This is a genomic window from Halobacillus sp. Cin3 (genome assembly GCF_947311855.1).
In the GTDB taxonomy this organism is placed as follows: Bacteria; Bacillota; Bacilli; order Bacillales; family Halobacillaceae; genus Halobacillus; species Halobacillus kuroshimensis.
In genome coordinates, this window is record NZ_CAMZMV010000001.1 from 1,277,554 (window position 1) to 1,300,884 (window position 23,331).

The window sequence follows — 23,331 nt, forward strand, 5'->3', positions numbered from 1 at the left end:
AATGGAATTCATTATGGCTGTATTAGCCGGTATTTTATTCACCACCGGCGTGTATAACCTCCTTCAAAAACAATTGCTGAGAATCATTATTGGAACAGGGCTCATTTCCCATGGAGCTCACCTGTTCATTCTTACAATGGGAGAGCTGAAACGGGGGGCACCCCCGGTTCTAACAGAAGGAATCGAGAAGTACACAGATCCGCTCCCACAGGCTTTGATTTTGACGTCCATTGTTATCAGCTTTGGGGTCACCAGCCTTCTGCTGGTCCTTGCCTATCGTGCCGCTAAAATCAATGGTACGGATAATATGGAGCAACTGAGGGGTAACGACTATGAGTAATCTAGCTATACTGCCGATTCTGCTGCCGCTTTTGGCAGGAATCATAACTGCCTTTATACACAAAAAAACAAAACTGGTCCGCTCCTTTTCCCAGATTACAGCGGTCATCAACCTGATTGTGGTTGGGTACGTCTTTATGACCATCCGCTCTCAAGGTACCATCGTGCTTGAGGTCGGTAGCTGGGAAGCACCGTTCGGAATTGTTCTTGTCGGTGATTTATTAGCTGCCGTCCTCGTTCTGACCACCAATATCATTGGTGTGGCGGCCGTATTTTTTGCTCCGAAGTCTTTAACAGAAAAAGAGGAGTCCTTCTATTTCTACAGCTTTTTCTTCCTGCTGATTGCAGGGGTCAGTGGAGCCTTCCTTACCGGAGACTTATTCAACCTCTTCGTTTTCTTTGAAGTTCTATTGATGGCTTCTTACGGATTGATCGTTCTCGGTAATGGAAAAGCCCAGCTTCGGGAATCGATTAAATACGTCTTAATCAACCTGTTTTCTTCTATGCTGTTTGTCACAACGATCAGCTTTCTCTACTCTGTTGTGGGAACCGTCAACATGGCGCAGATTGCCCAGCGTGTGCAGGAAGTCGAACAGCAGGGGATCTTAACAACCATTGGCATTCTGCTGTTTTTCGTTTTTGCTACAAAAGCAGCCGTATTCCCGCTGTACTACTGGCTTCCAAGGCCTTATTCAGCACCGAATGCCGTCGTTTCAGCACTCTTTGGAGCGCTGCTGACGAAGGTCGGAATCTACTCTATCCTGCGGACCTTCACACTGATGTTCAATCAGGAGGTGGATATGACACATACCTTGTTCATCTATCTTGCCGCACTGACAATGATCTTCGGTGTGATCGGCGCTTTATCTACGCACAACGTGAAGCTGATCGTTGCGTATAACATCATTCCAGCTGTCGGGTTTATGCTGATGGGGATCGGAATCTTCTCTGAAGTTTCTCTAAGTGGTACGGTTTATTACCTTATTCATGACATGATTATTAAAGCCGCTCTCTTCATCCTTGCCGGTGCCACGGTATATGTGGCGGGCACATCGGATTTAAGAAAAATGGGAGGCTTGATCCACCACTATCCTGTACTCGGCTGGATGATGTTCCTTGCTTCACTTGTTCTTGCTGGAATACCTCCGTTCAGCGGATTTATCGGCAAGCTGCAGTTGATCCGGGGAGCTGTTGGTCAGGGAGAAGTTATGATAGTCATTGTGGCGTTGATCTCGAGTCTGTTGATTCTATTCTCGATGATTCGTATTTTCATCAGGGGATTCTGGGGAGACAAGACCGATATCCCTCGGCCGGATCGGAAAGAAAAAGGCAGCCGTATGGTTTACCCGGCTGTATTTCTATTAACGCTTTCCGTGTTGTTAGGCGTTGGCGCTGAATGGTTCTTCCCCGTAGTGGAGTCCATCGCCCAATACTTAATGGATCCGGAAATCTACATTGATTCTGTATTAAAGGAGTAGAAGCCGATGCCATTACAAATTGTACTGAACATCATTATCGCCATCATGTGGATGTTCCTGAGTGAAAGTTACACGTTCACCTCTTTCCTTGTCGGCTATATTCTCGGGATTATTCTTCTGTTTCTTTTACGTCGTTTCGTCCCTGATTCCTTTTACATGAAACGGACGTGGAAGTTTGTCCAGCTGATCCTCCTGTTTGTAAGGGAGCTGGTCCTGTCCAACCTGGATATACTGAAATATGTATACAAACCGAAGCAGGATATGCAGCCTGGGATTTTCGCTCTTCCCATTGATGTGAAAACGAATTTTGAGATTACACTGCTTGCCAATCTGATTACACTTACGCCTGGTACACTCTCTGTTGTAGTCAGTGAAGATCATACGAAGATTTATATTCACGCAATGGATATTCCCGACGTACAGGAAACCATTAATGATATTAAGAACTCATTTGAAAAACAAATCATGGAGGTGACGCGTTAAATGGAGACTGTTTTAGATACGACACAGACGCTGATTGAAGTTTCAGCCATCATCGCCATTGTAGCGGTTGCTGCATCCGTCATCCTTCTTCTTTACAGGGCGATTCTCGGTCCAACCAACCCGGACCGGGCCGTTGCTCTTGATACCATCGGAATTAATTTAATGGCCCTCGCAGGTCTGATTGCCATCCTGCTTGTGACAACCAAATTTAATGACGTCGTGCTGTTGATTGGAATTCTCCTGTTCATCGGGACAGTAGCTCTGGCGAAATTCTTAGAAAAGGGTGTTATTATTGAGCGGGACGTGGATTAACTTCATCTTTGATATTGTCATTTGTCTATTCCTGCTGAGCGGTGCCTTTTTCCTCGTTTCAGGGTCCATTGGGATTCTTAGGTTCCCCGATGTCTATACCCGCCTTCACGCGGCTACAAAGAGTTCTACACTCGGGGTGGCCGGCATTATGATCGGAGCTTTCCTCTTTCTTTATGTAGAGAATGGGATTGTCAGCGGGAAACTGCTGCTTGGAATCTTCTTTGTCCTTCTGACAGCTCCTGTTTCAGGTCATATGATTTCAAGAGCCGCCTACCGTGCCGGCGTGCCTCTTTGGGAAAAGAGTGTGCAGGATGATTATGCAGAAGCTCTGGAAAAGGAAAAGAAACACCAGGCCCAGGATTCATAAGTAACGAAGAATGTTCGACAAACATTTATTGATACAATAAACCCCATGCGGTGATGAAGAGATTTCCATCACCGCATGGGGTTTTCATTATGGTAAGAATTTGTCCTCTTCTCCCGGTTATGCTTTTTATTTTTGGGAGCAGACAAGCACGGAGCCTCCTTTCTCTACATACACATGAGATAGGCAGTTGCCTAATTCATGAGGAGGTGCATCCATGAGCAGTCTGATTGCTTCGATCCTTTATTTTTTCAAAGAGTCCCTCTTTTTCATGTCCTATGTAAAAAACCAGGCCTTCCCCAACCCCCTCTCATCCGAAGAAGAAGCCAAGCAGCTCCAGTTGATGGCCGAGGGCAGTCATGAGGCACGGAACAAACTGATTGAGCATAACCTCCGTCTTGTGGCACACATCGTCAAGAAGTTCGAGAATACGAAAGAAGATTTCGAGGACTTGATCTCTATTGGCACGATAGGACTGATCAAGGGCATCGAAAGCTACTCGACTGGAAAAGGAACAAAATTGGCCACCTATGCCGCCCGGTGTATCGAAAATGAAATTTTAATGCACCTCAGATCCACGAAGAAAATGAGCAAGGATGTTTCCCTTCAGGATCCGATCGGCCACGATAAGGAAGGAAATGAACTCAATCTCCTAGATATTCTGCAGGCGGATGTCACGGACATCGTAGAAGAAATTCAGCTTCACATGGAGCTTGAGAAAATCAAAGATTTTATTAATGTGCTGGATGATCGGGAAAAAGAGGTGATCATCTTCAGATACGGACTTAATCAAACAGAGGAGAAAACGCAGAGGGAGATTGCCAAAGAACTTGGAATATCAAGAAGCTATGTCTCCCGCATTGAAAAAAGGGCATTAATGAAGATCTTTCATGAATTTTATAAGCAGAGTAAGCAGGGAGGCCTTTCATAAAAAAAGCTTCATTGACAATAGTCAATGAAGCTTTTTCGGTATTTATTCCTCGAGCGTCTGCTGTTTCCACTTTTTCATTTTAAGAATCATGAAAAAGGCAGCCGCAGATGAAGCGGATATCACGGGGTACATATATAAATGAGCCCGGGATTCATACACATACAGACTGATCAACGCTCCTGCATAAAGATAAGCGTTTAAAATGATGAGTGTTAAAACAAATCTTCGATAGTCTTTTAATTTCACGGCTGGAGCTTCCCTGGATGACAACTCCTCCACCTCCCGATTTCCATCATCGTATCATAAAGAAGTTGTCAAATAAGGTGGAAATGACTGTCAATCCGCTTCGATCATCGTCATGATCATCTGTGCTGCATTTTCGGCAGCAACCGGTAGAAACTGATCAAAGGAAATCGAAGACTCTTTCCCGGCTATGTCGGATAACGCACGAAGCACGACAAAAGGTGTGCCGTATTTGTAGCAAACCTGGGCGATTGCTGCCGCTTCCATCTCCGCAGCGATCATTTCCGGGAAGCGGCTCCTGACCAAGGCCACTCTCTCCGGATCCTGCATGAAGGAATCACCGGTCGCAATAATCCCTTTGGCCGCACGGGCATTTGTGCTCCCGACCGCCTTCATCGCTTTTTCCACCAGGACAGTGTCCGCCTCATACATCGCCGGCATACCGGGCACCTGGCCGTAGGCGTACTTGAAAGCTGTTACGTCAACATCGTGATGCGTGACGAAGTCGGATACGACAATATCTCCGACTTCCAGGTCTTCAGCGAAACCACCGGCCGATCCGGTATTGATGACACTTTCAATCTCATACTGCTCATGCAGAATGGTTGTCGAAACAGCTGCGTTTACTTTGCCGATTCCTGATTTAAGGAGAACGACTTTTTTCCCACGCAGCATTCCTTCGATAAACAAGCTTCCAGCCGTTTCTTTTTCAACTTTATCTGTCATTTCTGTCTGCAGGCGTTCGACTTCCTCATCCATCGCTCCAATAATTCCAATCGCCATCATCCATACGTCCTTTCTATCTTTCCACGACTTTTTCTTTTAGTACTTCCAGCTTCACCGGTTTGTACCCTTCGTTGTCCACCCATTGGACATGCACACGAAGATATCCGGTTTCACTCTTATCAGAAACGGTGGCTACAGCTCTTTGCGGGCCGCCATCGTTTCCAATCCACCAGTAAATAATATTGCCCTCAGAAAGGTTCACAGCGCTCCTGACAGCTTCTTGAAGCTCTCTATAGTCCTGGGTACCCTTATTGTACGAAATGCTGTGACTGCCGTTTGTATCCATTTCTGTCGGAATAACCGGCCAGTCCTTAGTTACGACACTCTCAACGTTAGGATCGTCACTTTCTTCTATCTGCAGGCCTTCCTCTTCCTTAATCGGCTCCAATTCTTCAAAACCTTCCAGGGACACGCTTGTTTTGTCAGGATCGGCTTCTTCCTCAGGTTCTTTTTCAGCTTCTTTCTCTTGTTCCTCCTGGGTTTCATCCTTTGCAGTGTCCTCCTGCTGTTCTTCCTCCGGATTCTGAGCTTGTCCGGTCTGATCATTTCCGTTAAATAACATCAAAGAAATCAACAGCACTGCAAATACCCCGGCCGCTCCTGCAAGCCACGGAAGTCGTTTGGTCCATTGACGCTTTTTTTCAAAACGCCCGGTACGGGACTCGGATGTATGCTTATCTGCCATGTTCATTTCCTCCTTCGAATACGCCGTACATTATACAATATCCGGCTGTTATGACCAATCCATCCAAGGTCCTCTCTATTTCCCGGGGAATAACAGCTCCCCTTTGGTCTATAAATGCAGATGAAGAAAAAGACAGGGGCATCCCCTGTCTTTCGTTCTATTCCACCGTAATGATTTGAACGTCAATCTCTCCACCTGGTGTGGCTACTTTCACTTTATCACCGACAACGTGGCCGATCAGGCTCTGGGCCATCGGAGAATCGTTGGAGATTTTCCCTTCGAAAGGATCGGCTTCTGCACTGCCGACAATGGTATACGTTTCCTCATCTCCATCAGGAAGTTCCTTGAAGGTTACGGATTTACCCATTGTTACCGTATCAGGGTTCTGATTGTCATTCTCAATAATAACAGCATTGCGGATCATATTTTCCACCTGTGTAATCCGTGCTTCAACAAAGGCCTGCTCGTCCTTGGCTGCATCGTACTCCGAGTTCTCGGAAAGGTCGCCGAAGCCGCGGGCAATCTTAATCCGTTCCACCACTTCTTTACGGCGCTCTGTTTTCAGGTGATGAAGCTCATCTTCGAGCTTCTGTTTTCCTTCTTCTGTCATATAATAACTTTTTTCTTCTGCCATGGTCCGTCTACACTCCTTTAGTACAAGAAAAAATGAGATGTCCTTAATATAGGAAATGAGCAGTACATCTGTACGCTCATTGTAGAGATTTACTATACTTTACCCGAGGACATAAAATTTTAGAACTACTATTGAAAACTATGCCAGATTTTTGCCAGTATTTCAACTATTTTCTTCGTCTATCAGTAAACCCTTTTCATAGAGAACCGTCTGGATTTTCGAAGCCATCAAATCAATAGCCACGTGGTTCTGTCCACCTTCTGGAATGATGATATCCGCATACCTCTTCGTAGGTTCTACAAATTGAAGATGCATCGGGCGGACGACATTAATATACTGCTCAATAACCGAATCCAGGGTGCGTCCCCGCTCATTAATGTCTCTCATCATGCGGCGGATAATCCGGACGTCAGCATCTGTGTCGACAAACACTTTAATATCCATCATATCACGGAGGCGCTCATCCTCCAAAACAAGGATCCCTTCGACAATGATGACTTCCTTCGGCTCCACGTGAATCGTCTCATCCGAACGGGTATGCATTTTATAATCATACACCGGCTTTTCAACGGATTTCTGGTCGATCAGCTCCTGGAGATGTTCCATCAACAGGTCATTATCAAAAGCAAGAGGATGATCATAGTTCGTTTCAAGTCTCTCCTCAAAAGGTACATCGCTTTGATCCTTATAATAATAATCCTGTTCGATCATCAATAAAGTTTTATCCGTGAAGCGCTGGATAATGGATCTGGTTACACTCGTTTTCCCAGAACCTGTTCCCCCCGCTACACCAATGACTACCGGTTTATCGTTCATAGTTACGTGGTTCTCCTTTCATCCCATCCGCGAGTCAGCTGTGACTGCTTTTCTTCTTTGTAATGGCAACGCCGTCCCCGATGGGCACAATCGTTGTATCATAGTCCGGGTGCTTGACAAGCCATTCGTTGAACTTACGGATTTTACCTGCTATTTTTGCCATCCGTGGACTGGCTTCCCGGTCATCAGCAACATAGCCTTTAAATAGAACGTTATCCGTAATAATGACTCCGTCATCCTTCAGCATCGGGGCATACAAGTGGAAAAATTCCTCATACTTCCCTTTGGCTGCATCAATGAACAGCACATCATACGGCCCTTCTTCACGTGCTTGGTCCCCTGTTTCCAGCGCATCCCCAAAGATGACAGAAACACGGTCCCCGGCCTCTATGTTTTCTATATTTTTCAAGGCTTCCTTATAGCGCCATTCATCTCTTTCAACGGTCGTAATACGGGCTGCGGGATAGGCCTCCAGCATACACAGGGCTGAATAGCCGATGGCTGTCCCGATTTCCAGAATCCGCTCCGGCTTCTGCATACGGATCAGCTGCATAAGGAAGTTCATTCCCAACGGCTCCATAATCGGTATATTATGTTCTTCAGCGAACGACTCCATATCTTGAAATGATTTGGAAGGCTTAGAGAGCAACGACTGTAGGTAATTCTCCTGCTCCATCCTGCTTCATCCCTTCACATCAAATTTACATCGTTTTTACAACCCCACTATTTTAACACAAATCTCTTAGGTAACGCCATTGTTCTTTGGAGCTGCATTCGTTTACAGAAACTTCAGAACGTTGCCTGTGAAAGGCTGAAGAAGGGTAGTAAGGTCATTCTTCTTTGTTTTCATGAAGTAGAGAAAAGAACGGGACACTCATGAAGGAGTGTCCCGTTCTAAGCTGCCCTTGTTCACTTGATGCGCAGCCATTTAATTGATGTATTTTTCTTTCAGCTCATTATGCTCTTTCAGCGTATCAGCATAATGAATTTCCCCTTCACTGTCTGCGAGGAAATACAAATGATTATGCTCTACAGGTTCCACAGCTGCCTGAAGGGAGTTTTGATTGAAGTTGGAAATCGGGCCGACAGGCAGGCCCTTCACATGATATGTGTTGTAAGGTGATTCAATCTCCAGATCCTTATAGTAGACCTTTTCCTGGTGCTCGCCTTTCGCATAAAGGACCGTAGGATCGGTCTGCAGCATCATATCTTCTTCCAGCCTGTTATAAAAAACACCGGATATCTTCTGGCGGCTCTCTGCTGTCCGTGCTTCATTTTCCAACAGGGAGGCCATGGTCACTAAATCGTGGACATTTTCTATATCATTCAGTTCTTCGATTTGGCTGTAGTAGGGCGCGACTACTTTATTCGTCTGATCCAGCATTTTCCTCACGATTTGATCTATGCTTGGATCCTCGACATACATCGGATAGGTGGCTGCAAATAAGTATCCTTCCAGCGGATAACGGATATCCTCATCAAGGATATCCTCGGTCAGCAGCTGAGGGTAATCTTCCATCAGCGTTTCCACATAAGAGACATCATTGATTTTGTCCATGAATTCTTCGGAAGTAAAGGAGAATTCCTCTGCGTAAATGGCCGCAATCTGCTCTACATTCTGTCCTTCCGGAACAGTGACAGTAAGAGCGGGATCCTTCACCAGTTTCCCGGATTTCAGAGATTCAATCACCTCATCCAATGTCATGGAGGATGTGAACTGATAGTCTCCAGCTTGAAAACCGGATTCATTTTTGAACTTTGTATAGAAGCGGAAAATCATATCATTTTTGATGATATCGTTCTCTTCAAGGATGGAAGCGATATTGGAAGTAGAGGAACCGAGCGGGATTTCCACATCCACCTGCTTATCATTTCCTGGATCCACAGGTTCGAGTGCGGATTTCACATAAAGGTATCCGGATATTCCTACGATAAGAATCACAAGTGTGAAAACCGTAAGAATAATGGCGACAATTTTTCTCACTTTGCCGGCTTCTTCTATTCTATTTTTCAATTTCTTTTGGTATTGGGATTTAAAGTCAGAATTAGACAACGGACTTCCTCCTTTCATCCGGTACATTATACTATAAGTAGAGAGAATCTTTCTACATATTCCCGGAATTTTCAACAATATCCGAAGACCGACAGTGATAAGTTTCTTCTTCTCAAGGGTATACAAAAACAATCGTGCCCATACAAAAAAGCTGCCGGGAGATCCCGGCAGCTTTATCGTTTCATGCATTACGTCAGATTTTCATCTGTCAGTGTGTTGAGCATTTCCTCAACCATTTCCCACTCATCATCTGATTCGATCTGGAAAAGAGCAAGATCGTCTTCCTCGTTGCCTTTTTCTTCAAAACGGAAAGCAAAGACTTCTACTTCCTCGCCATCCTTTTGTTCAGCTGGAATAACAGCAATATAGGAATGTCCCGTCTTTTCCACATCAAAGGTGAACAAGACTTCAAATAAATGCTCTTCCCCATTTTCATCAGGGATAATAATGCGTTCTTCTTTTTCTAATGCCATACAGACATCCTCCTCATTGTTTCGAATCTAAATAGCTTTGTAAAATCATGACCGCTGCCATTTTATCAATGACTTTCTTTCTTTTTTTCCGGCTCATATCAGCATCAAGCAGCACACGTTCTGCTGCCATCGTCGTTAACCGCTCATCCCAGAGATGGGAAGTGAGCTGAAATTCCTGTTCCAACCAGGAGGCGAAAACCTGGCTGGCTTCTCCGCGCGGGCCGACCGTGCCGTTCATATTTTTCGGAAAGCCGACAACAGCTTCCGTAATCTGATGATCGTCAATGATCTGTTTCAGCTCTGCCCGCGCTGTAGAATAGTCCTGTTCATCCCAGTGAAGTGTTGTAAGCCCCTGGGCTGTCCAGCCTAAGGCATCCGATATAGCAATGCCTATCGTTTTTTCGCCTACATCCAAACCTATTTTTTTCATTTACTGCCCTCTTTATTCTCATTAATGTAAAATTTGACCAGTTCCTCGATCAGTTCATCACGTTCAATCTTACGGATTAAATTCCTAGCATCCTGATGACGGGGAATGTAGGCAGGATCACCGGAAAGCAGATAGCCGACAATCTGGTTGATCGGATTGTACCCCTTCTCCTGCAGCGCCCCGTAAACAGAAAGCAGTACAGACTGAACATCCTGATCGAAGGGTTCTTCTGAAAAATTAAACCGCATCGTTTTATCCATTGAACTCATTTCGGTCACCTCACACATAAATGTATTTACTCCATTATATACCTAAATCTCGTCCAGGAAAAACTAGGAGTTTTGACCGGCGTACTCTTTGGCGTACTGCAGGGCATCCGGAATCTTGGAAGCGTCTTTCCCGCCGGCCTGAGCCATATCCGGACGACCGCCTCCTCCGCCGCCGCACAGAGTGGCGGCTTCTTTGATCAATTTGCCGGCATGATAGCCCTCTTCGACCAAATCCTTGGAAACCCCGGCAATCAACTGAACTTTTTCTCCATTTGGAGCGGCCAGAAGAATAATGCCTGAATCGATTTTCTGTTTCAAATCATCCACCATGGTTCTCAATGCGTTCATATCTTTTACATCCACCTGTTTCGCAAGCACGTTTACACCATTCACCTGCTCCACTTCATCAAGAATGCTGGATGCCTCCATATTGGACAGCTTCGCGCTCAGGGAGTCATTCTCCTTCTGAAGATCCTTCATTTCTTTATGAAGGGTTTCAATGCGTTCCGGCACCTGCTCCGGAGACGTCTTCAACAGAGCTCCGGCCTGCTTCAGGACAGAAGCTTTCTGATTCATGTAAAGATACGCATCTTTAGCCGTGACCGCTTCAATTCTGCGTGTTCCTGCCCCGATGCCCGATTCAGATACAATCTTGAACAGGCCGATTTCCGCTGTATTCAGGACGTGACAGCCTCCGCAGAGCTCCAGGCTGTAGTCGCCTACTTGAACGACGCGGACCGTCTCGCCATACTTTTCACCAAAGAGCGCCATCGCTCCTTTGGCTTTAGCTTCCTCAATGGAGTTGGTTTCAATGGAAACCGGGATGGACTGCCATACTTTTTCGTTGACGATCGCTTCGATTTTTTCCATTTCTTCATTGGTTACTGCTCCAAAGTGAGAGAAATCAAAACGCAGACGATCTGGAGCGACAAGAGAGCCGGCCTGGTTCACATGCTCACCAAGGACATCTTTCAGTGCCTGATGCAGCAGATGGGTGGCCGTATGATTCTTCACAATGAACGAACGGCTGCCCTGGTCGACCTCTGCTGTGACCTCCGCCCCTTTTTCAATCGTTCCTTCCTTCACGAACGCTTCATGCATGTGCTGTCCGTTCGGAGCTTTTTGGACATTCGTCACTTCAAGCACACCGTGATTTGTTTTTATCCAGCCTTTATCCGCCATCTGTCCGCCGCTTTCAGCGTAGAATGGTGTTTCTGACAAGAAAAGATAAACGGTGTCGCCTTCCTCTGCCTTCTCGGCGAAACCTTTGTCTTTAATTAATTCCACCAACGTGGTAGAAACCGTAAGCTGATCATACCCAACAAAAGTACTGTCTACATGGACCTCACCAAGCACACCATCCTGGACCTGCATGGAATCGGTTTTCTGACGGGCACTGCGGGCACGTTCCCGCTGTTTCTCCATCTCCTGCTTAAAACCAGCTTCATCAATGGTAAAGCCGGCTTCAGCTACATACTCTTCTGTCAGTTCTTTCGGGAATCCGTACGTATCATACAGACGGAACACTTCCGTTCCTGGGAATACGGTGCTTCCTTTTTCCGTTTCCTCTTTCATGATGGTAGAAAGAATCTGAAGACCATCGTTCAGCGTTTCGTGGAAACGTTCTTCTTCTGTCTGGATCACGTTCTGAATGAAGGCTTCTTTCTTCTTCACTTCAGGATAGAAATCCACCATTATATTGGAAACTTCAGGGACAAGCTTATACATGAACGGCTTATCAATACCAATCTGTTTAGCAAATCGTACCGCACGACGCAGCAGGCGGCGGAGGACATAGCCGCGCCCCTCGTTTGAAGGCAGAGCTCCATCGCTGACAGCGAACGTGACGGTTCTCATATGGTCCGCGATGACCTTGAAGGAAGAATCTCCTTCGACGCTGTCGCCGTATTTGTGTGACGTCATTGTCTCTGTCGCTTCGATAATCGGTTTGAACAAGTCTGTTTCAAAGTTCGTCTCTGTTTCCTGGATCACACAGACGATCCGCTCAAGCCCCATCCCTGTATCAATGTTTTTCTTCGGAAGCGGTGTGTAGGTATCATCCGGATTGTGGTTAAACTGGGAGAATACAAGGTTCCAGATCTCCAGATAACGCTCGTTTTCACCGCCTGGATACAATTCAGGATCACCGGCGTCACTGCCGAACGCTTCCCCGCGGTCATAGAAAATCTCCGTGTTGGGGCCGCTCGGGCCTTCTCCGATATCCCAGAAGTTTTCTTCAATGCGGATGATGCGCTCTTCTGGAAGTCCGATGCTGTCCCGCCAGATTTGGAACGCCTCGTCATCTTCAGGGTGAACAGTTACTGAGAGCTTCTCAGGATCAAAGCCGATCCATTGGTCACTCGTCAGGAATTCCCATGCCCATTCCATCGCTTCTTTCTTGAAATAATCGCCGATGGAAAAATTGCCAAGCATCTCGAAAAACGTATGGTGACGGGCGGTAAAGCCGACATTTTCAATATCGTTGGTACGGATGGATTTCTGGGCATTGACAATTCTCGGGTTATCCGGAATCACGCGGCCGTCAAAGTATTTTTTCAATGTCGCTACACCACTGTTGATCCATAAAAGCGTCGGATCTTCGTGGGGAACGAGTGATGCACTGGGTTCTACGCTGTGGCCCTTTTCCTTGAAAAAGTCCAGAAACATTTGACGCACGTCAGCAGATGTCAAATTTCTCATAATAAAGCTGCCTCCTTAAGTATATATAGAGAGACCGTAACGAACGAAGAAAAATAAAAACTCCCGCCTCTGCCTTCATCGGCAGGGACGGGAGCTTTTCCGCGGTACCACCCTGGTTACAGGTTCTGCACCTGTCAGCTTGGAATGCCTGTAACGCGGCATGACTACGGCGGGGATTAACCGCACTCGGGAATAGCGTTCAGCACGATCATGCAGCGTGTTTTACAGCCGGGAACACGCCTCTCTGTCCATGAATAAAGCACCTACTCGTTTCCTTCATCGTTTTCTTCGTTCAAAAAGTCTACGCTAAGCGTAATTATAGGGAAGTGTTCTTCATCTGTCAATATGGAGCCTTCCAGCCCGCACTTCATCGACAATCACCTTCAGACACGTCAAAACCGGCACAGCCAGAATCAAGCCGGGAATCCCCGCAATTTCCCCTCCCAGTAGAAGGGCGAAGATGATGAACAAGGGGTGGGTATGGATACTCCGGCCCATAATATAGGGAGATAAAAGGTTCCCTTCAATCACCTGAATCAGGATGACAACGAGAAGGGTAAGGAGCAGGCTGTTCACCGAAACGGTTACAGCGACCACAACAGCAGGAACGGCCCCAAGGATCGGACCGAAATACGGAATGATATTGGTGAGCCCTGCAATCAATCCGAGAACGAGCGGATAGGGAAGATCGATCAGCCAAAAACCAACAGCTGCCAGCACCCCGACAACAAGACTGATAAGCAGCTGCCCCCGGATGTAGCCGCCAAGTGAGTGATTCAGCTGAACAGCAAGACGCCCGGCTTCGCTGTGCCACGTTCGCGGAAGCAGGGTGAGTAAGTACCGTCCGATCATTTTATAATCCTTCAAAAAGTAGAAGGTCATTACAGGAATAACAGCAAGAAGCAGAATCATATTGAAAAGACCGCTGATTCCGGTAAAAACCGTCATCACTTTTTGACTGATCCATCCTTCAAAAGCTTCAAAACGCTGATCCAGTTTTTTATGAATCCCGTCCGGCAGACGCTCGGTCTGGGCATACCACTCCTTCGTCCAGCCTTGATACGATTCCACAAGAGCCGGAAGATGCTCATTCAGAAGCTTCAATTGATCCAGCAGCCTCGGAATCCCTTTATAAAGCCCATAGCTCGCCAACGTAAAAAAAGCCAGAAAGATGACCAGAATGGCTATGGGACGGGGTACACCGGTTTCCTCAAGCCCATGCACCAATGGATGGAGCAGGAGTGAAAGCACAAGGGCCGCAGCAAAAGGGAGAAGAACCTTCCCAATCACTGCCAGCCCCTGGTCATAATAAGGAAAAAGCCAGGCCAGAAGCAGCAGGGACAACAAGGTAACAAAGAAGATGGTTAATCGTTTGAGCCACTTGGAAGAACGCTCACCCATGAAACATCAGGATCCCTGTTGGTAAAAGATATCATTCAGGGAACTGAGACTGCCATCCTCTTCGATCTGGTTGATATTGATTTTCCCATCCTCGACTGAAAGCTCCAGACAGCAGTTCCAACAGTAATACTGCTCACTACCGATTTTCCCCAGATTTTTATTGTTACAATTCGGGCACCGCATAGGACATACTCCTTTTTTTACCCATCAGTATGTCCTCATAACGGAAATTCATACCCCGCCGAGCACGTCCTTCACCCAGCGGATTCCTTCGTCCACTTCTTCGGGTGTTGGATTCACGTGCGGGGTATGTTCGAATATGAAGTATTTCCCTCTGCCTTCACCAAGCATCTGCAGCATTGGCTCCATGTCATACGCCCCATTCCATTTCCCTTTGTCCGGATGAAGCGGAATCCAGAAATACTTGTCTTCGATATAACAGACATTGTGAAGATGTACGACAGACGCAAAAGGCAGGAGAGGCTCCACATACGCGCGCCACTTCTCCCCTGCCGCCATCCGGTAGTCTCCAAGGTCGACACAGATATCCAGACCATAACGCTTCCACAGTTCAACAGGGAACTGCCGTAAGTATTCCACTCCTTTACCTGAACGGTTCCGACCGAGTTTTGGCTCACAGACAATTGGCAGAGCATAGGTTTCTTTCAATCTATGTAAAAATTTCAACCCTTCTTCGATTCGTTGTGAAGGGTTGGTTGAGGTTCCCGCAAAATAGGGAAAATGAACAAGCACATAGGCCGCCCCCTGTTCAGCGAGACGGGCCACTTCCTGCTCAAAGGCCTCCCTGGCCTGCTCCGGGTCCATAGCGACATGTTCAATCAAGTCGTACTTGCTCCTTCCCCTGATTAAAGGAGAGTGGATGCCGAAGCTTTCGAGGTGATGATCATTGGTCATCTGCCTGAACGTCTGATAAGAGGCTTCATCCGGGAATTCCCCAATTTCGACATGGTCCAGACCTCGTTCAAATAAAAAAGAAAGCTGGTCCGGATCAGATAATATCGTACTTCCTGACAGTCCTAGTCTATGATTCAATGCAATCCCCTTCCTACATAAAGTCATAAGGAGACAGCTGCTCTTCTTCCTCTTCAGGCTGGATCTCAGGTGTGCTTTGTTCCTGCAGCTTGTCTTTAAGTCTCGTATACCGCGTGTTCGTATCGGTCGTCCGGATTCCTTCTAAAAAGGCGTCTTTGTCCCCGCAGATAATAAGGGACTGTTTGGATCTTGTAATCGCCGTGTACAGCAGATTTTTACGCAGCATCCGCCGGTAGCTCCTCACCACAGGAAGAATAACAATGGAAAATTCACTGCCCTGTGACTTATGAATCGACGTACAGTAGGCATGCATAATGCTGTTCAATTCCTTCTTCGGATACACAACTTCCTTGCCGTCAAAATCTACGACAACCTGTTCGACACCATCGACGTTTTCCTCCGCGCGGAAAATAGCCGCTACTTCCCCGATATCGCCGTTGTAGACACCATCATCCGGCTGGTTGACAAGTTGAATCACCTTGTCCCCTTTACGGTAAGTCACTTCAAAATGCTTTAAATCACGCTTCTGCTTCTTTTGCGGGTTCACTGTCTGCTGAATCGTTTCATTGAGCTTATGGATCCCGACATCGGTCCGGTACATCGGGGCAAGCACCTGGAGCTCCTTCGCATCAATGCCTTTATCCATGGCTTTTTTTACAATGTTAGTGACAAGGTCGGCCAGCTGGTGTTCTTTGGCCGGGATAAAGTTGAAATCATGTTCTTTTTGAAGCGACGCCTGTGTGCAGGCATCATTTTTGATTTCATGGGCCAGCTGGATGATTTTCGATCCTTCCTTCTGTCTGTACACTTCGGTCAGTTTGGAAGAAGGCAGCTGATCAGAAGCCAGTAAATCAGCGAGCACCTGTCCGGGGCCGACAGAAGGCAGCTGATCTTCATCTCCTACAAGAAGCACCTGCATGTCGTTGGGAATGGCTCGGAACAGCTGATTGGCCAGCCAGATATCCACCATCGAAAATTCATCTACAATCAACAGCTTCCCTTCCAGTGGATTGTTTCTGTTCCGTTCAAAGGAGTCGTGACCATCCCAGCCAAGGAGCCGGTGAATCGTACTCGCCGGCAGTCCCGTTGATTCGGTCATCCGTTTAGCCGCCCGTCCTGTCGGAGCAGCAAGAATGAACGGAAAGGTCTTATCCCCACTGTAATCCTCCGGGTCCACCGTTTCCTCGTTCAAGGAAGCATACGTATGGATAATTCCCTTAATTACAGTAGTTTTTCCAGTTCCCGGACCGCCGGTAAGAATCATCAACTTGGAGGTAAGAGCTTTTTCGATGGCATTGAACTGATCTTCACCATAGCTCATCGCCTCTTCCTCTTCCAGATCACCGATGATCTTCATTAAGTCCGCCTGCGTGTGTGTGACTTCAACCTCTTCCTCCATGATCCGTTCGATATGACCGCGGAAGCCGTTCTCTGCAAAATAAAGAGAAGGAAGATAGAGACGGTCATCTTCGATATAGATGAACTTATCCTCGCCAAGGTGGATGATCTGCTCAGACAGCTGGTCGAAGGTGATCGCTGTGTCCGTTCCATGGTTCAACAGGCTCTCCACCTGGACAAGGCATTCTTCCGTTGGAAGATAGACGTGGCCGGCACTCATGCTTTTCTGCATCACATACAGACAGCCGGCCCGTATTCTCGTTGGATGGTCGTAGGAAAGGTTCTGCATCCGTGCCATCTCGTCCGCCCGGTGGAAACCGAATCCTTCTACGTGAAAGACGAGCTGATAGGGATCCTCTTCAATAATGGAAAGCGTCCGATCCTTAAACGCTTCATAGATTTTCTGAGAAAGCTTCAAACCGAAACCGTACTGGGACAAATGAATCATGACGTGCTCAAATCCCTGATGCTCTTTCAAGGCCTCATAAAGCTGATCCGCCCGTTCCTTCGGCAGTTTCGGAACTTGATCCAGCACACCCCTGTCCTCGAGAATACGGCTGACCGCTGTTTCACCAAGGGTCTCTACCACCCGCTCGGCGGTTTTTTTTCCAATCCCGTGAAAAAGGTCACTGGAAAGGTATAAGATGAGGCCGTCCTTTGTTTCAGGAAGCACCCGGTTATACATTTCCACTTCATACTGCTTCCCGAATTTCTTATGATCTGTGAATGATCCGTGGAAGATATAGGTCTCTCCTTCTTCCAACGGCGAGAAATGCCCTTTGATGACAAGCGTTTTTTCTTCAAAGGCCTCATTCGTCTCCTTCACGTTGATAGAGGCGATGGAAAAATGCTCCGACTCGTTGTGAAAAATCATCCGATTGAGCTCCCCTTTGACATAGGGACGTTCTTCTTCATTCATTTCGCTAAAAAAGGATTGTTGAGTCATATCCATCGTTCTCCTTCGTTCTTACTCGTTTAACGCCTGCTCCACCTGGCTTTTCGCATGAGCGGCGAGCATGTGCTCGGGATTGATCTCCAGTGCCTGTCGGAAATGATCCAGGGCTTTATGAGCATCTTCCTTATGAAGCGCCACTACGCCCAGATTATAGTGGGCATCACTATGCTGTTCCTCCAATTGTAGCACATGATTCATCACCTTTTCAGACGCATCGATCTGCCCGTTCTGTGCGAGACACAGACCATACTGGAACTGAACATCCACGTCATCCGGAGCCAGTTCGGCTGCCCGTAAAAGGTAAGGCAGAGCCAGTTTGACATACTCCTGATGGATGAAGGTCATGCCGAGCATAAAGTGAACATCCGCTTCCTCCAGACCATTCTTCACAGCAAGAAGGAACTGCTCCTGCGCTTTCGTATATTTCTCCTGCTCATAGTAAGCATTGCCAAGACCATAATAAGCGGTGGCTGCCGTCTCATCGATTTCAATGGCTCGGTTGAAGAACCGCACGGCCCTTTCATTATCGTTCATATGCATCAAGAGGTTTCCGAAGTTGATATACCCGACCGGCTCTTTCGGATTTTCATCAATGGCTTCTGTGAAAAGCCTCGCCGCCTCTTCATAATTGTGGTTCTGCATTTCCTGGATCCCCTGTTTCAATTTATCCATATTATCCACTCCTTTTCCAACGTTCATTTTAATACGAATCACATAAAAAAGTCATGCCCCTCCAAAGATGGACATGACTTTTTTATTATCCTACATAGTTGAGGGCTGTATCCTCTTTCAATACTGTGTCAATGGTGGCACCACCAAGGCAGACATCCCCATCATAGAAAACGACGGCCTGACCAGGAGTGATTGCACGCTCTGGTTCGTGGAATTCCACTTTCCAGTTTCCATTTTCTGCCGGATGCACGGTTACACGGCTGTCATCCTGACGGTAACGGAATTTTGCCGTACACTCAAACGGAGCTTCTGGTGCTTTTCCACTCGCCCAGTTCGCTTCTGAAGCCATCAGACCATCAGAGTAGAGAGCATCATGGTGGAAGCCTTGTCCGACGTAAAGAATGTTATCTTCTACATTCTTTCCAACGACGAACCATGGATCACCGGCGCCGCCGATTCCGAGCCCTTGGCGCTGTCCAAGCGTATAGTACATCAGACCGTCATGCTGGCCTTTCACTTCTCCATCCAGGGTTTCCATCCGGCCCGGCTGTGCAGGCAGGAATTCACTTAAGAACTCTTTGAAGTTCCGCTCACCGATGAAGCAGATGCCGGTGGAATCTTTTTTCTTGGCTGTTGCCAGATCATTTTCCTCGGCGATGGCACGTACTTCTTTCTTATCCAGATGCCCGAGCGGGAACATGACTTTAGACAATACATCCTGGGATAGCTGGTTCAGGAAGTAGGTTTGGTCTTTGTTGTTATCTTTCCCGCGCAGCATTTCATACTGTCCATCATTTTCGCGGATCTGCGCGTAATGGCCGGTAGCCAGGTAATCAGCCCCAAGCGACATGGCGTGATCCATAAACGCTTTGAACTTGATTTCTTTATTACACATGACATCCGGGTTCGGTGTCCGGCCTTTTTTATATTCATCAAGGAAGTAAGTAAATACTTTATCCCAGTACTGTTTCTCAAAATTCACGGCATAATACGGGATGTCCAGCTGGTTACAGACACGGATCACATCCTCATAATCCTCTGTTGCTGTACAGACGCCGTTCTCATCTGTATCATCCCAGTTTTTCATAAAAATACCCACAACGTCATACCCCTGCTCTTTGAGCATCAGGGCCGCTACGGAAGAGTCCACTCCTCCACTCATACCGACTACGACGCGTGTGTCTTTCGGTTCTTTCATTATCTTTCACCTTCCTTAAATCAAGCGAGACGCTTGATGATCTGGCTGATCTTCTCAGCCGCTTCTATCACGTCGTCCTCATTATTAGCCAAACCAAAACTGAATCGAATCGAATTTGTCGTTTTCGGATGACCGGTTCCGAACATAGCTGTCAGCACGTGGGAAGGCTCCACAGAACCTGCTGTGCAGGCACTTCCACTCGATGCAGCAATCCCGGACAGGTCGAAATTCGTAAGGAGCGTTTCCACGTTCATTCCTGTAAAACTGATGTTTACAATGGAAGCGGCCGTTGTCTCTTCCTTTCCGTTCACTTCAAACGCAACTTCTTGATCCTTCAATGTCTGGATAAAACTTCTTTTATAATGAAGATACTTTTCCTGATACGTCGAACGCTCAGCTTCCATCACTTCAATCGCAGCCTGAAGTCCCCGAACCGCCGGCACATTTTCTGTACCCGCCCGGCGTTTCCGCTCCTGCTCTCCTCCGTATTGCTGAGAAGAAAGGACGGTGCCCTCCTTCACATAAAGGAAGCCGACGCCTTTAGGGCCGTTGATTTTATGACCGGACACAGCAAGAAGATCTACACCGAGTTCCTTCACATCCATCTCCATCAACCCGTAGGCCTGTACGATATCGGAGTGAAAGTAAGCCTGATGGTCCTTTAACAATTCTGCTGTCTCTGCAATCGGCTGGACAGCCCCTGTTTCATTATTGACCATCATGATCGAAACGAGGATGGTATCCTCCCTTAACGCCTGTTTGATGTCCTCAAGTTGAACGAGGCCGTTTTCATCAACAGGGAGGTAGGTCACATCAAAACCTTCTGTTTCTAAAAATTCGACTGCATGTAATGTAGCATGATGTTCAATCGAAGTGGTAATGATATGACTTCCCTTAGCTTTATTTGCGCGGGCCGTTCCGATGACAGCGAGATTATCCGCCTCCGTACCCCCGCTTGTAAACACAATTTCCTTTTCATCCGCATTCAGACTGGATGCCGCTTGACGACGCGCCTTGTCCAGGATGCTTCTTGCTTTCCTTCCAAACTGATGAACACTGGAAGGGTTGCCGAATGTCTCCTGATAGACAGGCACCATCGCCTCCACCACATCCGGATGGACAGGTGTCGTCGCTGCATGATCCAAATAAATGGATTTCATAGAATTCCCTCCCATGAATCAAATGTAAAACATATAGGCGTCCTGGGTCTGGTCGTCTACATGATCTTTTAAGTCTTCCAGAGTTGTCGTATCGAGCACATCTTTCACGGCATCCCGGACTCTTTTCCATAAGGCCTGTTTGGCAGGCTCCTCATTTTCTATGCCTTCCACCGGAGTGATCGGTCCCTCAAGGACGCGGATGACATCACCGGCAGTAATTTCGTGCGGGGCTTTGGTCAGCATATAGCCACCGTAAGCTCCGCGGACACTTTTCACCAAGCTGGCATTCCTTAGTGGAGCAATCAACTGCTCCAAGTAGTGCTCGGACAAATCATTATCCCTGGCGATCTGCTTCAGGGAAATCGGACCGTCCCCGAACTTTCTTGCCAGTTCAATCATAATGGTCAGCCCGTAACGGCCTTTCGTAGATATCTTCATATAGTTCACCCTTCATTATTAAAAACTGCAGCCATCTTTTTGCATGAGGCAGTGTGTATCCTACAAATGTACCCAAGAATAAAGCAATGAATACTGTCCCTGCTCCAACAGGTCCACCCAGAAGAAAACCAAATACAGCAATGATGATTTCTATTCCATTCCGGACACTCGAAACCTTCCATCCGGTTTTCTCAGTAATCAACAGCATCAGACTGTCTCTCGGACCTGCTCCAATTTCAGGGGCCACATAGATCCCGATACCAAGAGCAGTGACAAAGATTCCTGACACAAATACAAGAAGCTGCATCCATAACATGTGAGGTTCGGGCAGCAGCCAATTAAAGAAATCAATAAATACACCTATAAAAACCATATTTAAAATGGTCCCGATCTGCGGCCATCTTTTCTGAAGTACGGAACTTACAACGACAATGAAAAGACCGGCGATAATGGACCATGTTCCAACTGTCAGTCCCAGCTGCAGGAAAAGGCCGTAGTGAAATACGTCCCATGGACCGATACCGAAGTCCTTGACCTGCATAGTCATTGAAATGCCCATTCCGAGGATGATCAATCCCATACAAAAAAAGGTCCAGCGAAGCCACAGGGCACGCTTTTTATTCGTGGTCGATTGCACGGCCATCCTCCTCTCTCTATTATACCAAACGCTATTATAGCATGGATGGCAAGTCCCTTGCATTTTATGTGCAATCATTCTACGCTTACATTTATCACCCCTTAAAGGAGAATGAACCATGAGTCAGCAACCTCTTGCCTACCGGATGCGCCCGGAGGATATTCATGAAATCATCGGGCAGTCCCACCTCGTTGACGAGGGAAAAACAATCAACCGAATGGTCAAGGCCGGCCGCCTGGCTTCGATGATCCTGTTCGGACCGCCCGGGACAGGTAAAACATCGATGGCAACGGCGCTAGCTAAATGTCTACGTATTCCTTTTAAAATGTTGAACGCTGTTACAGATAAGAAAAAAGATATGGAGGCTGCTGTCGAAGAGGCAAAAATGCACGGCCGGCTCGTCCTTATCCTTGATGAAGTGCACCGCCTGGATAAGGCGAAGCAGGATTTTCTGCTTCCCCACCTTGAAAATAACCGGATCACCTTGATCGGATGTACAACAAGCAACCCTTATCATTCCATCAACCCGGCCATACGCAGCCGCTGTCACCTGTTCGAACTGCAGAAACTGACGATGGATGAAATTAAACAGGCCCTTACCCGTGCGATAGAAGACGACGGGAAAGGGCTCGGGCATTTATCCATTAAAATCAGTGACGACGCGCTTGACCATCTGGCAGGGGCTTCAAACGGAGACCTCCGCTCAGCCATGAACGGTTTGGAACTCGCCGCCTTCTCCACACCGGAAAACAACGGAACAATCTCCATTGATCTTGAAGCCGCCGAGGAATGTATGCAGAAAAAAAGCTTTTCCCACGATAAGAACGGAGATGCTCATTACGATGTTTTGTCAGCCTTTCAAAAATCAATCCGGGGCAGTGATGTCAACGCCTCCCTGCATTATCTCGGCCGTTTAATCGAAGCAGGTGACCTGGACAGCATCGCCAGAAGGCTCGTTGTTATTGCTTATGAAGACATCGGTCTGGCCAACCCGCAGGCAGGCCCAAGGGCACTCGCAGCCGTCGAAGCAGCGGAACGGATTGGTTTTCCGGAGGCGCGGATCCCTTTATCGGTAACCGTCACAGAACTCGCTCTGTCACCAAAGTCCAACAGCGCTTATAAAGCACTGGATGCCGCGTTATCCGATATCCGTAAAGGAAAAAGCGGTGATGTTCCCGCCCATTTAAAGGATGCTCATTATAAAGGAGCAGAAGCACTCGGACGTGGAATCGGTTATCAATACCCACATAACTATGATAATGCCTGGGTCGATCAGCAGTACCTGCCGGATACACTGAAAAATAAGCGGTATTATGAACCGAAGAAGACCGGAAAATTTGAACAGGCTCTGGAACAGGTATACAGCAGGATTAATAAACAGCGGACCACCTGAGTATATTCCTGTCCTATGTTGGCTACACTA

At 47.2% G+C, this 23,331-nt stretch carries 27 protein-coding genes; 7 read left to right on the forward strand and 20 right to left on the reverse strand.

Features of this window, described 5'->3' with window-relative positions:
* The first annotated feature begins 1 nt into the window (after position 1).
* From QMA39_RS06890 to sigK, 6 genes are all read left to right on the forward strand, one after another.
* Entirely contained in the window at positions 2 to 340 is a 339-nt protein-coding gene (locus tag QMA39_RS06890) for a Na(+)/H(+) antiporter subunit C (RefSeq protein WP_027955324.1), read from the forward strand.
* Positions 333 to 1,817 (forward strand): Na+/H+ antiporter subunit D, encoded by a 1,485-nt coding sequence (locus tag QMA39_RS06895; protein WP_027955323.1) that lies wholly within the window; start codon positions 333 to 335, stop codon positions 1,815 to 1,817. The genes QMA39_RS06890 and QMA39_RS06895 overlap by 8 nt, the downstream gene beginning before the upstream one ends.
* Positions 1,818 to 1,823: 6 nt before the next feature.
* Positions 1,824 to 2,300 carry a Na+/H+ antiporter subunit E gene (locus tag QMA39_RS06900; RefSeq protein WP_206935273.1) on the forward strand — a complete coding sequence of 159 codons (477 nt, stop codon included), beginning with the start codon at positions 1,824 to 1,826 and terminating at the stop codon, positions 2,298 to 2,300.
* Positions 2,301 to 2,612, forward strand: a complete 312-nt coding sequence (locus QMA39_RS06905; protein ID WP_027955321.1) for a Na(+)/H(+) antiporter subunit F1 — start codon at positions 2,301 to 2,303, stop codon at positions 2,610 to 2,612. It abuts the gene before it with no gap.
* On the forward strand, positions 2,593 to 2,979 hold the full coding sequence (gene mnhG, locus QMA39_RS06910) for a monovalent cation/H(+) antiporter subunit G (RefSeq protein WP_027955320.1): 387 nt from the start codon (positions 2,593 to 2,595) through the stop codon (positions 2,977 to 2,979). Before QMA39_RS06905 ends, mnhG begins: the two co-directional genes overlap by 20 nt.
* A gap of 214 nt (positions 2,980 to 3,193) precedes the next feature.
* Positions 3,194 to 3,907, forward strand: a complete 714-nt coding sequence (gene sigK / locus QMA39_RS06915) for an RNA polymerase sporulation sigma factor SigK (RefSeq protein ID WP_206935276.1) — start codon at positions 3,194 to 3,196, stop codon at positions 3,905 to 3,907.
* Positions 3,908 to 3,949: 42 nt separating this feature from the next.
* Here sigK and QMA39_RS06920 read toward each other — a convergent pair whose 3' ends face one another.
* From QMA39_RS06920 to QMA39_RS07015, 20 genes are all read right to left on the reverse strand, one after another.
* Positions 3,950 to 4,177, reverse strand: a complete 228-nt coding sequence (locus tag QMA39_RS06920) for a YrhC family protein (RefSeq protein WP_027955318.1) — start codon at positions 4,175 to 4,177, stop codon at positions 3,950 to 3,952.
* 66 nt (positions 4,178 to 4,243) lie between these two features.
* Positions 4,244 to 4,933 (reverse strand): 5'-methylthioadenosine/S-adenosylhomocysteine nucleosidase, encoded by a 690-nt coding sequence (gene mtnN / locus QMA39_RS06925; RefSeq protein ID WP_027955317.1) that lies wholly within the window; start codon positions 4,931 to 4,933, stop codon positions 4,244 to 4,246.
* A 16-nt stretch (positions 4,934 to 4,949) separates the two neighbouring features.
* Complete coding sequence (locus QMA39_RS06930) at positions 4,950 to 5,621, reverse strand: YrrS family protein (protein ID WP_281658269.1); 672 nt, start codon at positions 5,619 to 5,621, stop codon at positions 4,950 to 4,952.
* A 157-nt stretch (positions 5,622 to 5,778) separates the two neighbouring features.
* Positions 5,779 to 6,255 carry a transcription elongation factor GreA gene (gene greA, locus QMA39_RS06935; RefSeq protein ID WP_027955316.1) on the reverse strand — a complete coding sequence of 159 codons (477 nt, stop codon included), beginning with the start codon at positions 6,253 to 6,255 and terminating at the stop codon, positions 5,779 to 5,781.
* A 162-nt stretch (positions 6,256 to 6,417) separates the two neighbouring features.
* Entirely contained in the window at positions 6,418 to 7,071 is a 654-nt protein-coding gene (gene udk / locus QMA39_RS06940) for a uridine kinase (protein WP_027955315.1), read from the reverse strand.
* A 34-nt stretch (positions 7,072 to 7,105) separates the two neighbouring features.
* Positions 7,106 to 7,747 (reverse strand): O-methyltransferase, encoded by a 642-nt coding sequence (locus QMA39_RS06945; RefSeq protein WP_206935290.1) that lies wholly within the window; start codon positions 7,745 to 7,747, stop codon positions 7,106 to 7,108.
* Between the two features lie 252 nt (positions 7,748 to 7,999).
* Positions 8,000 to 9,124: an endolytic transglycosylase MltG gene (mltG, locus tag QMA39_RS06950; RefSeq protein WP_027955313.1), complete on the reverse strand. Its 1,125-nt coding sequence runs from the start codon at positions 9,122 to 9,124 to the stop codon at positions 8,000 to 8,002.
* A gap of 188 nt (positions 9,125 to 9,312) precedes the next feature.
* The gene (locus tag QMA39_RS06955; protein WP_027955312.1) at positions 9,313 to 9,597 is read right to left on the reverse strand and encodes a DUF1292 domain-containing protein; all 285 of its coding nucleotides are present in this window, start codon (positions 9,595 to 9,597) and stop codon (positions 9,313 to 9,315) included.
* A gap of 13 nt (positions 9,598 to 9,610) precedes the next feature.
* Positions 9,611 to 10,027: a Holliday junction resolvase RuvX gene (ruvX, locus tag QMA39_RS06960; protein ID WP_027955311.1), complete on the reverse strand. Its 417-nt coding sequence runs from the start codon at positions 10,025 to 10,027 to the stop codon at positions 9,611 to 9,613.
* Positions 10,024 to 10,296 carry an IreB family regulatory phosphoprotein gene (locus tag QMA39_RS06965; RefSeq protein ID WP_027955310.1) on the reverse strand — a complete coding sequence of 91 codons (273 nt, stop codon included), beginning with the start codon at positions 10,294 to 10,296 and terminating at the stop codon, positions 10,024 to 10,026. The genes ruvX and QMA39_RS06965 overlap by 4 nt, the downstream gene beginning before the upstream one ends.
* 63 nt (positions 10,297 to 10,359) lie before the next feature.
* Positions 10,360 to 12,996 carry an alanine--tRNA ligase gene (alaS, locus tag QMA39_RS06970; RefSeq protein ID WP_281658270.1) on the reverse strand — a complete coding sequence of 879 codons (2,637 nt, stop codon included), beginning with the start codon at positions 12,994 to 12,996 and terminating at the stop codon, positions 10,360 to 10,362.
* 333 nt (positions 12,997 to 13,329) lie between these two features.
* Complete coding sequence (locus tag QMA39_RS06975) at positions 13,330 to 14,397, reverse strand: AI-2E family transporter (RefSeq protein WP_206935298.1); 1,068 nt, start codon at positions 14,395 to 14,397, stop codon at positions 13,330 to 13,332.
* Between the two features lie 6 nt (positions 14,398 to 14,403).
* The gene (locus QMA39_RS06980; protein ID WP_169516199.1) at positions 14,404 to 14,580 is read right to left on the reverse strand and encodes a hypothetical protein; all 177 of its coding nucleotides are present in this window, start codon (positions 14,578 to 14,580) and stop codon (positions 14,404 to 14,406) included.
* 48 nt (positions 14,581 to 14,628) lie between these two features.
* Positions 14,629 to 15,450 carry a TIM barrel protein gene (locus tag QMA39_RS06985; RefSeq protein ID WP_027955307.1) on the reverse strand — a complete coding sequence of 274 codons (822 nt, stop codon included), beginning with the start codon at positions 15,448 to 15,450 and terminating at the stop codon, positions 14,629 to 14,631.
* A 13-nt stretch (positions 15,451 to 15,463) separates the two neighbouring features.
* Complete coding sequence (locus tag QMA39_RS06990; protein WP_035532020.1) at positions 15,464 to 17,794, reverse strand: ATP-dependent RecD-like DNA helicase; 2,331 nt, start codon at positions 17,792 to 17,794, stop codon at positions 15,464 to 15,466.
* 21 nt (positions 17,795 to 17,815) lie between these two features.
* Complete coding sequence (locus QMA39_RS06995; RefSeq protein ID WP_281658271.1) at positions 17,816 to 18,475, reverse strand: tetratricopeptide repeat protein; 660 nt, start codon at positions 18,473 to 18,475, stop codon at positions 17,816 to 17,818.
* Between the two features lie 85 nt (positions 18,476 to 18,560).
* The gene (mnmA, locus tag QMA39_RS07000; RefSeq protein WP_242520475.1) at positions 18,561 to 19,673 is read right to left on the reverse strand and encodes a tRNA 2-thiouridine(34) synthase MnmA; all 1,113 of its coding nucleotides are present in this window, start codon (positions 19,671 to 19,673) and stop codon (positions 18,561 to 18,563) included.
* Positions 19,674 to 19,693: 20 nt separating this feature from the next.
* Complete coding sequence (locus tag QMA39_RS07005) at positions 19,694 to 20,833, reverse strand: cysteine desulfurase family protein (RefSeq protein ID WP_027955303.1); 1,140 nt, start codon at positions 20,831 to 20,833, stop codon at positions 19,694 to 19,696.
* A gap of 18 nt (positions 20,834 to 20,851) precedes the next feature.
* Complete coding sequence (locus tag QMA39_RS07010; protein WP_027955302.1) at positions 20,852 to 21,271, reverse strand: Rrf2 family transcriptional regulator; 420 nt, start codon at positions 21,269 to 21,271, stop codon at positions 20,852 to 20,854.
* Positions 21,225 to 21,851 (reverse strand): YitT family protein, encoded by a 627-nt coding sequence (locus tag QMA39_RS07015; RefSeq protein ID WP_242520488.1) that lies wholly within the window; start codon positions 21,849 to 21,851, stop codon positions 21,225 to 21,227. Before QMA39_RS07015 ends, QMA39_RS07010 begins: the two co-directional genes overlap by 47 nt.
* A 175-nt stretch (positions 21,852 to 22,026) precedes the next feature.
* On the opposite strand from QMA39_RS07015, the gene QMA39_RS07020 reads away from it, so the two are divergent.
* Entirely contained in the window at positions 22,027 to 23,301 is a 1,275-nt protein-coding gene (locus tag QMA39_RS07020) for a replication-associated recombination protein A (protein WP_281658272.1), read from the forward strand.
* Positions 23,302 to 23,331: the final 30 nt, after the last annotated feature.